At 73.3% G+C, this 12964-nt stretch carries 7 protein-coding genes; 1 reads left to right on the forward strand and 6 read right to left on the reverse strand.

The annotated features are described in order from the left end of the window. Nucleotides 1–43: 43 nt before the first annotated feature. From glgB to AB2L27_RS16415, 4 genes are read right to left on the reverse strand one after another with little or no spacing between them, the layout of a single operon-like run. Complete coding sequence (glgB, locus tag AB2L27_RS16400) at nt 44–2230, reverse strand: 1,4-alpha-glucan branching protein GlgB (RefSeq protein ID WP_370442562.1); 2187 nt, start codon at nt 2228–2230, stop codon at nt 44–46. Nucleotides 2231–2267: 37 nt separating this feature from the next. Further along, the gene (locus AB2L27_RS16405; RefSeq protein ID WP_370442563.1) at nt 2268–3662 is read right to left on the reverse strand and encodes a maltokinase N-terminal cap-like domain-containing protein; all 1395 of its coding nucleotides are present in this window, start codon (nt 3660–3662) and stop codon (nt 2268–2270) included. Nucleotides 3663–3673: 11 nt separating this feature from the next. Next, a complete protein-coding gene (gene treS / locus AB2L27_RS16410) occupies nt 3674–5386 on the reverse strand; it encodes a maltose alpha-D-glucosyltransferase (protein ID WP_370442564.1) in 1713 nt (570 codons plus the stop codon). Beyond that, complete coding sequence (locus tag AB2L27_RS16415) at nt 5383–7407, reverse strand: alpha-1,4-glucan--maltose-1-phosphate maltosyltransferase (protein ID WP_370442572.1); 2025 nt, start codon at nt 7405–7407, stop codon at nt 5383–5385. Before AB2L27_RS16415 ends, treS begins: the two co-directional genes overlap by 4 nt. A gap of 153 nt (nt 7408–7560) precedes the next feature. Between AB2L27_RS16415 and glgP the strand changes: the two genes are divergently transcribed. Continuing rightward, nucleotides 7561–10122 (forward strand): alpha-glucan family phosphorylase, encoded by a 2562-nt coding sequence (glgP, locus tag AB2L27_RS16420; protein WP_370442565.1) that lies wholly within the window; start codon nt 7561–7563, stop codon nt 10120–10122. On the opposite strand, the gene AB2L27_RS16425 is transcribed toward glgP, so the two are convergent. Next, complete coding sequence (locus AB2L27_RS16425; RefSeq protein WP_370442566.1) at nt 10112–10795, reverse strand: alpha/beta fold hydrolase; 684 nt, start codon at nt 10793–10795, stop codon at nt 10112–10114. The two genes, glgP and AB2L27_RS16425, sit on opposite strands and share 11 nt — an antisense overlap. Nucleotides 10796–10808: 13 nt before the next feature. Beyond that, a partial coding sequence (gene glgX / locus AB2L27_RS16430) for a glycogen debranching protein GlgX (RefSeq protein ID WP_370442567.1) occupies nt 10809–12964 on the reverse strand: 2156 nt, incomplete at its 5' end.

The following is a 12964-nucleotide window of genomic DNA, read 5'->3' on the forward strand; positions in this document are numbered from 1 at the left end:
CCCCCGTCGTCGTGCTCGTCGTCGTGCTCGGCGTCGGCCGTCCTCAGGCGGGGACGAGCCAGGTGACGCCCAGCGGCGGCACCCGCAACGCGGCGGAGAACCGCTGACCGTTCCACTCCACGTCGTCGGCCTGCAGCGTCCCGGTGTTGACGACCCCGGACCCGGCGAACTCCTCGGCGTCGGTGTTCAGCACCTCGCGCCAGGCACCGGGCCGGGGCAGGCCGACGCGGAAGTCCTCGTACGGGCTGCCGGAGAAGTTGCAGACCGCCACCAGCGGCTTGCCGTCGGTGGACCAGCGGACGAAGGACAGCAGGTTGCGCTGGGCGTCACCGCCGTCGATCCAGCCGAACCCCTGGGACGTGAAGTCGTCCGACCACAGCTCGGGGTGGTCCTTGTAGACGGCGTTCATCCGCGAGACCAGCTTCTGCAGCCCGGCGTGCCACGGGGTGTCCAGCAGCCACCAGTCCAGGGAGCGCGACTCCGACCACTCCGCCTCCTGCCCGAACTCCGAGCCCATGAACAGCAGCTGCTTGCCCGGGTGGGACCACATGTACGCCAGGTAGGCACGGACGTTGGCGAGCTGCTGCCAGCGGTCCCCGGGCATCTTGCGCAGCAGCGACCCCTTGCCGTGCACCACCTCGTCGTGGGAGATGGGCAGGCAGAAGTTCTCGCTGAAGGCGTAGACGAGGCTGAACGTCAGCTCGCCGTGGTGGTACTGCCGGTTGATCGGGTCCTGGCTGGCGTACTGCAGCGAGTCGTGCATCCAGCCCATGTTCCACTTCAGGCCGAACCCGAGGCCGCCGCCGCTCGTCGGGGCCGTCACGCCGGGGAAGGCCGTGGACTCCTCGGCGATCATCATGATGCCCGGGGTACGCTTGTAGGAGGTGGCGTTGGCCTCCTGCAGGAAGCTCATCGCCTCCAGGTTCTCCCGGCCGCCGTACTGGTTCGGCTCCCACTCGCCCTCGTTGCGCGAGTAGTCCAGGTACAGCATCGAGGCCACCGCGTCGACGCGCAGGCCGTCGGCGTGGAACTCCTCCAGCCAGTACAGCCCGGAGGCGACGAGGAAGTTGCGCACCTCGCTGCGCCCGAAGTTGGGAATGTAGGTGCCCCAGTCCATGTGCTCGCCGCGACGGGGGTCGGGGTGCTCGTACAGCGGGGTGCCGTCGAAGCGGGCCAGGGCGAACTCGTCCTTGGGGAAGTGCCCGGGGACCCAGTCGATGATGACGCCGATGCCGGCCTGGTGGAGGGCGTCGATGAGGTGGCGCAGCTCGTCGGGGGTGCCGAACCGGGACGTCGGGGCGAAGTACCCGGTGACCTGGTAGCCCCAGGACCCTCCGAAGGGGTGCTCCATGACGGGCAGGAACTCCACGTGGGTGAACCCGGCGTCGCGGACGTACTCGACCAGCTCGGTGGCCAGTTCGGTGTAGGACAGGCCCTGCCGCCAGGACCCCAGGTGGACCTCGTAGATCGAGACGGGGCCGTCCTGGGCGTTCTTGGCCGTCCGCTCGTCCATCCACGCCTGGTCGCCCCAGGTGTAGGTCGACTCGGTGACCACGGACGCCGTGGCCGGGGGGACCTCGCTGTAGCGGGCCATCGGGTCGGCCTTCTGCCGCCAGTGCCCGTCCGGGCCGAGGATCTCGTACTTGTAGCGCGACCCGGCGCCCACACCCGGCAGGAACAGCTCCCAGACGCCGGAGGAGCCCAGCGAACGCATCCCCGCGGTGCGCCCGTCCCAGTGGTTGTGGTCACCGACCACCCGCACGGCCCGGGCGTTGGGCGCCCACACGGAGAAGGAGGTGCCCTCCACCGGGCCCATCGGCCCGCTCCAGCGCTGGACGTGGGACCCCAGGACGTTCCACAGCTCCTCGTGCCGGCCCTCGCCGATGAGGTGCAGGTCCACCTCCCCGACGGTCGGCAGGAAGCGGTACGGGTCGTCGACCCGGTGGGCCTGGCCGTCGTCGTAGGTCACCTCCAGGCGGTAGTCGCCCACGGTGCTGTCGGGCTGCACGCCGGCCCAGACGCCGTCGTGCTCGTGCACGAGGCCGACGCGGGTGCCGTCCTCGCACACCACGGTGACCGAGGAGGCGAAGGGCTTCAGGACGCGGTAGGTGACGGCGCCGTCGTGGGTGTGCGCACCGAGCACCGAGTGGGGCGACCAGTGCGCCCCGGCGGCGGCGCGCGCGAGGTCGTCGGCGTCGATCGGTCGAGGGGTGGGGGCTTCACCGGTCATGCGTTGCAGTCTCCCGTGATCATCGTGGGGTCGCCTCTCAGGACGGGTCGGAGCCCAGGAGCCGGTGCACGGCGTCCAGGGGGATGCGCAGCCAGTCGGGCCGGTTGCGCGCTTCGTAGACCACCTCGTAGAGGGCCTTGTCCAGTTCCAGGGCGGCCAGCAGCACGGCCCGGCCGCCGGTGCGGGGGTCGGTGCCGGCGACGGCGGTGTAGCCGTCGAGGAAGGCCGTGCGGCAGTCCGGGCCCCAGGGGCCGGGCTCGGGCACGGTCGAGGCCGCGTAGTCGAAGGAGCGCAGCATGCCCGCCACGTCGCGCAGCGCGAGGTCGGGGACGCTGCGCTCGGCCAGCGGCCGCAGCGGCTCGCCCTCGAAGTCCAGCAGCACCCAGCCGCGGGCCCGGGAGTGCAGCACCTGGCCCAGGTGGTAGTCGCCGTGGACGCGCTGCAGCGCCGGTGCGTCCTGCACGTGCCGGACGGCCTCGACGCGCTCGCGGGCGGCGGCGGCCACCCCGTGCAGCTGCGGGACGGCGGTGCAGGCCCACGCGACGCGTTCGAGCAGCCCGTCGGCGACGGCGGCCAGGCGCTCGGGCGTGGCCGGTTCGGTGGGCAGCTCGGCGGCCAGGACCGCGTGGACCTCGGCGGTCGCCCGGCCCAGCTCGCGGGCCTGCCCGGTGAAGTCCTCACCCGCGCCGACGGCGGCCGTGGCGACCCGCCAGGCGTCCTGGGACCCGGCGAGGAACTCCGTCACGTGCGCGAGGTGCCCGGCCGCGGCCGACCCGTCCGGGCCGGTCCAGCGCCCGTCCACCCAGCCCGCCGGGCGGGGCACGCGCGCGCACCCGGCGTCGGCCAGCGCGGTCTGCACGACGACGTCGGGGTTGTCCCCGGCGGACAGGACGCGGAACACCTTGGCGATGAGCGGGGTCTCACCCGCGTCGGCGGACACGACGATCGAGGTGTTCGACTGCTCCCCGGTCAGGACCTTCGTCCGGGCGGCGGTCGGCACCGGCAGCCCACCCTCGGCGCTGTGGCCGTTGACGCCGAAGGTGCGCGAGCCGGCGCCCTCCTGGGCGGCCACCAGGGTCAGCAGCGCGCGCGTCCACGTCGGGTCGTGCGGGCCGTCGTAGACCCACGCCGGGGACCCGTCGACGTCGGGCAGTTCCCCGATGAGGGCGGCGGCCAGGTCGGGGTCGGGGGCGGGGCGCACGGAGATCGGCACCGAGTAGACGGTGCGCGGGGCGTCGTGGCCCTCGGGGGAGTCCTCCCCGGTGCGCACGGTCAGGGCGACGAGCTGGGCCACCCCGCCCTCGTCCAGCGGGGTGCGCTCGATGCGCTGCACGTGCACGGCCACGCCCTTGTGGGCGAACCAGCGCTGGGCGGGGGCCCAGGAGGCCAGCAGGTCGGCGACGGCCTCGTCGGAGGCGCGCGAGGTCTTCACGGGGACACCCATCAGGATCCCTCCACGGTGAGCCAGTAGAAGCCGCGGGGCCCGCAGGTCACCTCGAACGTGCCGTCGCCGTCCACCGTGCCCAGCGGGGCCCCGCCGAACACGTCGCGCAGGGTCGCGCCGGCGTGCCCGGGCAGGCGGAGGGAAGCGGCCTGGGGGTGGTCGGAGAGGTTGTTCACGCACAGCACCGTCTCACCCTCGGCGCCGGCGGACCTCTCGAGGACGCGCAGGAAGGCCAGCACGGCGTCGTTGCTGCAGTGTGCCTCCTCGTCGCGGGAGGTGAGCTGCAGGTAGGCGCCGCGACCGAACGCCGGGTGCCGGCGGCGCACCGCCAGCAGGGCCCGGACCCAGTGCAGCAGCGAGGAACCGGTGGCGAGCTGGGCCTCCACGTTGACCGACTGGTAGTGGTACACGAGCGACTGCACGGTCGGCAGGTACAGCTTGCCGGGGTCGGCGGTGGAGAACCCGGCGTTGCGGTCCGGGGTCCACTGCATCGGCGTGCGCACGGCGTCGCGGTCGTCGAGCCAGATGTTGTCGCCCATCCCGATCTCGTCGCCGTAGTACAGGCAGGGGCTGCCCGGCAGCGACAGGACGAGCGCGTGGATGAGCTGCAGCTCGGGGCGGGAGTTGTCCAGCAGCGGGGCCAGGCGGCGCCGGATCCCGACGTTGGCGCGCATCCGCGGGTCCGGGGCGTACCAGCCGTACATCGACGCGCGTTCCTCGGTGGTGACCATCTCCAGGGTCAGCTCGTCGTGGTTGCGCAGGAACGTGCCCCACTGCCCGCTGGAGGTCGGGATGCGCGGGGTGGCCGACAGGATGTCGGTGATGGGGGTGGCCCGCCCCTCGCGCAGCGCGTGGTACAGCCGCGGCATGACGGGGAAGTGGAAGCACATGTGGCACTCCGGCTCCTCCTCGGTGCCGAAGTACTCCACGACGTCGAAGGGCCACTGGTTCGCCTCGGCCAGCAGGACCCGGCCGGGGTACTCCTCGTCGACCATGCGCCGCAGGCGGTGCAGGTAGGCGTGCGTGGCGGGCAGGTTCTCGCCGTTCGTCCCCTCCTCCACGTAGAGGTAGGGCACGGCGTCCAGGCGGAACCCGTCGATGCCCATGTCCATCCAGAACCGGACGGTGTCGAACATCGCCTCCTCGACGTCGGGGTTGTCGAAGTTCAGGTCCGGCTGGTGGGAGAAGAAGCGGTGCCAGAAGTACTGGCGCCGCACGGGGTCGAACGTCCAGTTCGAGGTCTCGGTGTCGACGAAGATGATGCGCGCCTCGGGGTACTCCTCGCCCGTCTCGCTCCAGACGTAGAAGTCGCCGTAGGGGCCCTCGGGGTCGGAGCGGCTGGCCTGGAACCACGGGTGCTGGTCGCTGGTGTGGTTCATCACCAGGTCCACCACGACGCGGATCCCGCGCTCGTGGGCCTGGGCCACGAGGTGCTGGAAGTCGGCCAGGGTGCCGAACTCGGGCAGCACGGCGTTGTAGTCGGAGATGTCGTACCCGCCGTCGCGCAGCGGCGAGGCGTAGAACGGCGGCAGCCACAGGCAGTCGACCCCGAGCCACTGCAGGTAGTCCAGCTTCGCGGTCAGGCCGGTGAAGTCACCCGTGCCCGACCCGTTGGAGTCCGCGAAGGCGCGGACCAGCACCTCGTAGAAGACCGCGGTCTTGTACCACTCGGGGTCCTCGTGCAGGCCCGCCACCTCCGGACCCGCGCTCAACCGGTGACGTGGAACACGTGGGCCGGTTCGACGTACGGGTCGAGCCGCACGTAGTCGTGCTCGCCCCACTCGAACTCCGCGCCGGTGATCTCGTCGCGCACCGTGAACCGGTCCCACCACTGCCGGCCCAGGGCAGCCATGTCGAGGTGGACGGTGGTCTCCCGCGCCGCGTGCGGGTCGAGGTTGACGACGACCAGGACCAGGTCCTCGGTGCCGTCGGCCTCCACGCGCCGGCGCGAGAAGCACAGCACGTTCTCGTCGTCGGTGGGGTGGAAGACGGTGCCGCGCAACTGCTGCAGCGCGGGGTGCTGGCGACGGACCCGGTTCAGCGTGGTCAAGTACGGCGCCAGCGACCAGCCCTCGCGCTCGGCCTGGGCGAAGTCGCGCGGGCGGTACTGGTACTTCTCGTTGTCCAGCTGCTCCTCGGCCCCCGGGCGGGCGGCGTGCTCGATGAGCTCGTACCCGGTGTAGATCCCCCACGACGGCGACAGCAGCGCGGCCAGCACGGCCCGCAGCTTGAACACCGGCGGCCCGCCGTACTGCATGGTGGGCGTGAGGATGTCGTGCGTCGTCGGCCAGAAGCTCGGGATCATGTAGTGCGCCGACTCGGTGGTCAGCTGCTCCAGGTACTCCCGCAGCTCCCACGCCTGGTTGCGCCAGGCGAAGTAGGAGTAGGACTGCTGGAAACCCACCTTGGCCAGCGTGTGCATCATGGCCGGCTTGGTGAACGCCTCGGCCAGCCAGACCACCTCGGGGTGCTCGGCGTTGACCTCCGCGATGAGCCACTCCCAGAACTCCACCGGCTTGGTGTGCGGGTTGTCGACGCGGAACAGCGTCACGCCGTGCTCGACCCACAGCAGCACCATGCGCTTGACCTCGGCGTAGATGCCGGCGGGGTCGTTGTCGAAGTTCAGCGGGTAGATGTCCTGGTACTTCTTCGGCGGGTTCTCGGCGAAGGCGATGGACCCGTCGGCGCGGGTGGTGAACCACTCGGGGTGCTCGGTGACCCACGGGTGGTCCGGCGCGCACTGCAGCGCGATGTCCATGGCGACCTCGAGGCCGAGCTCCCTGGCCCGGCCCACGAAGACGTCGAAGTCCTCGAACGTCCCCAGGTCCGGGTGCAGCGCGTCGTGCCCGCCCTCGGCGGCCCCGATCGCGTACGGCGAGCCCGGGTCCAGCGGCCCGGCGGTGAGGGTGTTGTTCGGCCCCTTGCGGTTGACTCGGCCGATCGGGTGGATCGGGGTGAGGTAGGCGATGTCGAAGCCCATCTCCTTGATCGCCGGCAGCCGCTCGGCCGCGGTGCGGAAGGTGCCCGACGTCCAGCGGCCGGTCTCCTCGTCGAGCCGGGCGCCCTCGGAGCGCGGGAAGAACTCGTACCAGGCGCTGAACGCGGCCAGCGTGCGCTCCACCCGCACGGGGTAGGTCGCCGACGGGCTGAGCAGCTCGCGCACCGGCAGCCGGTCCAGGACGGCGCGGACCTGCTCGGTGCGCCCGGCGTCGAGGCGTTCGCGGTCACCCCGGGAGGTGTCGCGCAGCCCGGTCGCGGCCTCGTGCAGGACGGCGGCGTCCTGCTCCGGGCGCCCCTCCTGCGCGGCCGCGCGCTCCAGCAGCCGGGCCCCCTCCTCCAGCATGAGCGCGACGTCGACCCCGGCCTCGACCTTGATCGTGGCGTCGTGGTCCCACGTGCCGTAGGGGTCCGACCAGCCCTCCACGCGCAGCCCCCACAGCCCCTCGGCGTCGGGGGACAGGGTGGCGACGTAGGCGTCCCGGCCCGGGTTCACGCACGTCATGCGCACCGAGGGGCCCTCGGTCCCGTCGGGCCGGACGAGGACCGCGGTCGCCGCGACGGCGTCGTGACCCTCGCGGAAGACGGTCGCGCTCACGGGGATCAGCTCCCCGGGCACCGCCTGCGTGGGCCAGCGGCCGCCGTCGACGACGGGCTGGACGTCGAGCACGGGGATGCGGCCCACCACGGGGCCCCGGGCGTCCGCCGGGGACCCCGTCGCGGGGCTCCTGCGCACGGTCAGCTCGTCCTGGTCGCGCTGCTGGTCACGGTCCTGGTCGATCGTCACGGGGCGAACCTACCGAGAGGCGGCGCGCCCGTCGCGGGGAAGGGGCGACCGGAGCGGGCGAACCCGTCGCGCCCGCGTGATCACCGGTCTAGGGTCGGCGCCGTGAGAGCAATCAGGCGCTTCACCGTCCGCACCGTGCTCCCGGCGCCCCTGGCACCGCTCGGTGACCTCGCGGGCAACCTGCGGTGGTCCTGGCACAAGCCCACCCGGGACCTGTTCGAGTCCATGGACCCCGCGGCGTGGGCGGCGGTCCACCGCGAACCCGGGGCCCTGCTGGGGGCCCTGAGCACCGACCGGCTCGCCGAGCTCGCCCAGGACGGGCCGTTCGTCGAGCGCGTCCACACCGCCGCCGCCGACCTGCGGGCCTACCTGTCGCGCCCGGGCTGGTACGCCGGTCTCGGGCCGGACGCCCCCGCCTCCATCGCCTACTTCTCCATGGAGTTCGGGATCACCGGGGCGCTGCCGCAGTACTCCGGCGGGCTCGGCATCCTCGCCGGGGACCACCTGAAGTCCGCCAGCGACCTGGCCGTGCCCGTGGTGGGCGTGGGCCTGTTCTACGCGACGGGCTACTTCAAGCAGTCCCTCTCGCGCGACGGCTGGCAGCAGGAGACCTACCCCGTCCTGGACCCCGACGGGCTGCCGCTGGCGCTGGTGCGCGAGGACGACGGCAGCCCGGCGAAGGTGTCGATCGACCTGCCCGGGGGACGGCGCCTGCACGCGCAGGTCTGGAAGGCGCAGGTCGGGCGGGTCCCGTTGCTGCTGCTGGACTCCGACGTGGAGGAGAACGACGAGGCCGCCCGCTCGGTCACCGACCGGCTCTACGGCGGCGGCGGGGAGCACCGGCTGCAGCAGGAACTGCTGTGCGGGATCGGCGGGGTCCGCGCCCTGCGGCTGTGGTCGCGGCTGACCGGGGCCCCAGACCCGGAGGTGTACCACACCAACGAGGGGCACGCGGGGTTCCTGTCGGTGGAACGCATCCGCGAGCAGGTCGCGGACGGCCTCACGGTCGAGGAGGCCCTGGAGGCCGTCCGCGCCGCGACGGTGTTCACGACGCACACGCCCGTCCCGGCCGGCATCGACCGCTTCGGCCGCGACCAGATCGCCCTGTACCTCGGTGAGGACGCGCTGCCGGGGGTGCCGCTGGAACGGATCCTCGCCCTCGGGGCCGAGGACCACCCCGGCGGGGACCCGAACGTGTTCAACATGGCCGTCATGGGGTTGCGCCTGGCCCAGCGCGCCAACGGCGTCTCCCAGCTGCACGGGGCCGTCAGCCGGGGCATGTTCGAGGGCCTGTGGCCCGGTTTCGACGCCCCGGAGGTCCCCATCTCCTCGATCACCAACGGGGTGCACGCGCCGACGTGGGTCGCCCCCGAGGTGTTCGCGATGGGCAAGCAGTACATCGGTCCCGAACTGCCGCGCGAGGGGCTGGGGTTCGAGAAGGTCGGGCAGGTCCCCGACGAGGAGATCTGGCGCACCCGCCGCGTCCTGCGCGGCCGGCTGGTCGAGGACGCCCGGCGCCGGCTGAAGCTGTCGTGGCTGCAGCGCGGGGCCTCGGAGGCCGAACTGGCCTGGACCAAGGACGTCCTCGACCCCGACGTGCTGACCATCGGGTTCGCCCGCCGGGTCCCGACGTACAAGCGCCTCACGCTCATGCTGCGCGACCCCGAACGCCTGACGTCGCTGCTGCTGCACCCGCAGCGGCCCGTCCAGCTCGTCATCGCGGGCAAGTCGCACCCGGCCGACGAGACGGGCAAGCGCCTCATCCAGCAGATGGTCCGCTTCGCCGACGACCCCGCGGTGCGCCACCGCATCGTGTTCCTTCCCAACTACGACATCACGATGGCGCTGTCGCTGTACCCCGGCTGCGACGTCTGGCTGAACAACCCGCTGCGCCCCTTCGAGGCGTGCGGGACGTCGGGGATGAAGGCCGCGCTCAACGGCGGCCTGAACCTGTCCATCCTCGACGGCTGGTGGGACGAGTGGTTCGACGGCGGCAACGGGTGGGCCATCCCCACCGCCGACGGGGTCGAGGACCCCGACCACCGCGACGACCTCGAGGCCGCCGCCCTGTACGACCTGGTGGAGAACTCCGTCGCGGCCCGCTTCTACGACCGCGACGAGCGGGGCCTGCCCGCCCGCTGGCTGGAGATGGTGCGGCACACCCTGGCCTCCCTGGGTCCGAAGGTCCTCGCCAGCCGGATGGTCACCGACTACGTCCAGCAGCTCTACGTCCCGGCCGCGCGGGCGGGCCGGGCGGCGCTGGCCTCCTCGGCCGCCGGGGCGAAGGACCTGGCGCGCTGGAAGGCCTCGGTGCGGGCCGCCTGGCCGGGGGTGCGCGTGGACCACGTCGAGTCCTCCGGGGTGGGCGACTTCGCCCAGGTCGGCGACGTCGTGCACGTGCGCGCCTTCGTCTGCCTGGGGGACCTGTCCGCGCAGGACGTGGAGGTGCAGGTCGTGCACGGGCGCGTCAGTGAGTCCGACGAGCTGCGCCCGTCCGGGACGGTGCGGCTGGACCCGGCGGAGTCCCTCGGTGAGGGCCGGCACCGGTTCGAGGGGGAGTTCACGCTGCGCCAGACCGGCCCGTTCGGCTACACCGTGCGGATCCTGCCCCGCCACGAGGGCCTGGCCACCGCGGCCGAGCTCGGCCTGGTGGTCAACGCCTGAACCGGCCCAGCGCGGCCAGGACGGCCCCGGGAGCGGTCAGGTGCGGCCAGTGGCCCGCACCGGCCGGTCCCAGGTCGACCGCCTCGATGCGCGGGTTCAGCGCGGCCAGCGCGGCCGGGTCGACGTCCCGGCTGGAGCGCAGGTAGAGCGTCGGCACCCTCAGCGCGGCCAGCAGCGGGCGCGGGTCCAGGGCCAGCACGGCGTGCCACAGCGGGCGCACCGCGTCGGGGTCGGTGGCGAGGATCCCGGCGACGACCTCCTCGCCCAGCGCGGGTTCCCGCGTCCCCCACGAGGAGCGCATCGACGTCTCCAGCGTCCGGCGCCACATCGGGCCCAGCACCGCCTCGGCGCGGGAGGTCTTGCGGGACAACGCCTCCGGCGTGACCGGGAGGTTCGCGTCGAGCAGGACGAGCCCGCTCAGCAGCTCCGGGTGCCGCACGGCCGCCACGAGCCCGGCGACCCCGCCCGTGCTGTGCCCCACGAGCAGCGACCCGGGGGGGACCTGCTCGGCGAGCCGGTCCGCGACCGCCTCCAGCGTCACCGGCGCCACTGCCGGAGCCGACCCGTGCCCGGGCAGGTCCAGGCCCAGCACCGGTTCGGGGGCCAGCCCCGGCACGATCTCCCGGAACTGCCACGGCGCGCACCCGATCCCGGGGACCAGGACGACGGTCACGAGGGCCGCCCGCTCACGGCGTGGCGAGCACCCGCACCGACCACGGCGCCACCCGCAGCGCCTGCCCCGCCCGGACCGCGCGGCGGCGCCGGTCGGAGGTGGAGGACCACCGAGGCTCGAAGGTGGTCACGCCCTCCACGACCGGCGTCGTCACGTCCAGCTGCCGCGGGCCGCCGTTGAGCACGACGAGGACGGAGTGCTCACCGCGGTCGCGGCCGTCCAGGAGCACCTGCAGGACGCGCCGGTCCGCCTGGTGCCAGTCCTCGACCGTCATCGCCCGGCCGTCCTCGGTGAACCACAGCAGGTCCTGGCGCTGCTCGCGCACGGGCGAACCGCGGCGCACCCCGGCCTCGCGCAGCACGGGGTAGCGCCGGCGCAGCGCCAGCAGGTCGCGGACGTCGGCGAGCAGGTCGGACTGCCACGGCGCCAGGTCCCAGTCGACCCAGCTGACCTCGTTGTCCTGGCAGTAGGCGTTGTTGTTCCCGCCCTGACTGCGACCGAACTCGTCGCCGGCGGTGAGCATGGGCACCCCGGTGGACAGCACGAGCGTGGCGAACAGGTTCCGGACGCTGCGCCGGCGCCCCTCCAGCACGGCCGCATCGGCCGTCTCGCCCTCGACCCCGTGGTTCCAGCTCGTGTCGGAGTCGCTGCCGTCGCGGTTGCCCTCGCCGTTGGCCTCGTTGTGCTTGTGGTCGTGGGCCACCAGGTCGGCCAGGGTGAACCCGTCGTGGGCGGTCACGAAGTTCACGCTCGTCAGCCGCCCGCGCTGCACGTCGAAGGTGTCGGCCGAACCGGCGAACCGCGTCGCCAGTTCGCGCAGCCCGCGCCCGGCCGCCGCGGGGGCGGAGTGCCCCAGGGAGATCTCGCGGGCGTCGGTGAGCCAGAACCGCCGCACCCCGTCGCGGTAGCGGTCGTTCCACTCGTGCAGCGGCGCGGGGAACTGGCCCGTGCGCCAGCCGAAGGGACCGACGTCCCAGGGTTCGGCGACGAGCTTGGTGCCGGCCAGCACCGGGTCGGTGCCCAGTGCGACGAGGAACGGGTGGTCGGGGGAGAACCCCTCGCGGCCGCGGGCCAGGGTCGTCATGAGGTCGAACCGGAACCCGTCGACGCCGTACTCGCCCACCCAGTACCGCAGCGAGTCCAGCGCGAACTGCACGACGCGGCGCTCGGTGAAGTCCAGGGAGTTCCCGCAGCCGGTGACGTCGAACGGGCGGCCCCCCGCGTCCCGCAGGTAGTACGTGGCGTCGTCCAGCCCGCGCAGCGACAGGTGGGGCCCGTCCGGGCCCTCCTCGCACGAGTGGTTGTAGACGACGTCCAGCAGCACCTCGATGCCCGCCGCGTGCAGGTCCCGCACGGCGCGGCGGAACTCGTCCCGGACGGCCTCCGGCCCGGCGGCCCGGGCGGCGGCCGTCGCGTACCCGGGGTGGGGGGCGTTGAACGCCAGGGTGTTGTAGCCCCAGTGGTTCACCAGCCCGCGCCGGCGCAGCGCGATCTCGGAGGTGCTGGCGTGCACCGGCAGCAGCTCCAGGGTGGTCACGCCCAGGGAGTGCAGGTGCTCCACGACGGCCGGGTGCGCCAGCGCCGCGTACGTCCCGCGCAGGTCCTCCGGCACGTCCGGGTGCCGCTTCGTCAGGCCGCGCACGTGCGCCTCGTAGACGACCGTGTCCGCCCACGCCACGCGGGGCCGTTCGCCGGGGGTGACCCGCAGCTCCGGGGCCAGCTCGCCCAGGACGACCCCGCGCGGCACGTGCGGAGCGCTGTCGCGGGGGTCGGCCACGGCCAGGTCCCCGCGCAGCGACCCGTCGACGGTGTGACCGAAGATCTCCGGGGCCAGCGCCACCTCACCCTCGATCCCGCGGGCGTAGGGGTCCAGCAGCAGCTTGGCCGAGTTGTGCCGCAGCCCGCGCTCGGGGTCCCACCGCCCGTGCACGCGCAGGCCGTAGCGGGACCCGGCCACCAGCGCGGGGACGTGGCCGTGCCACACGCCGTGCTCGACGTCGGGCAGCCGGGTGCGGGTCTCGGACCCGTCGGCCGCGACCACGCAGACCTCCACGGCGTCGGCGTGGCCGGCGAAGACCGCCACGTCCGCGCCCCGCCCGTCCTCCCGCAGGGTCACCCCCAGCGGGTGGCTCCGGCTGCCGGCGGCGGCTGGGGTGGAGGGGGCGGGTG

Origin of the sequence: Kineococcus halophytocola (assembly GCF_041276425.1) — a bacterium.
In the GTDB taxonomy this organism is placed as follows: Bacteria; Actinomycetota; Actinomycetes; order Actinomycetales; family Kineococcaceae; genus Kineococcus; species Kineococcus halophytocola.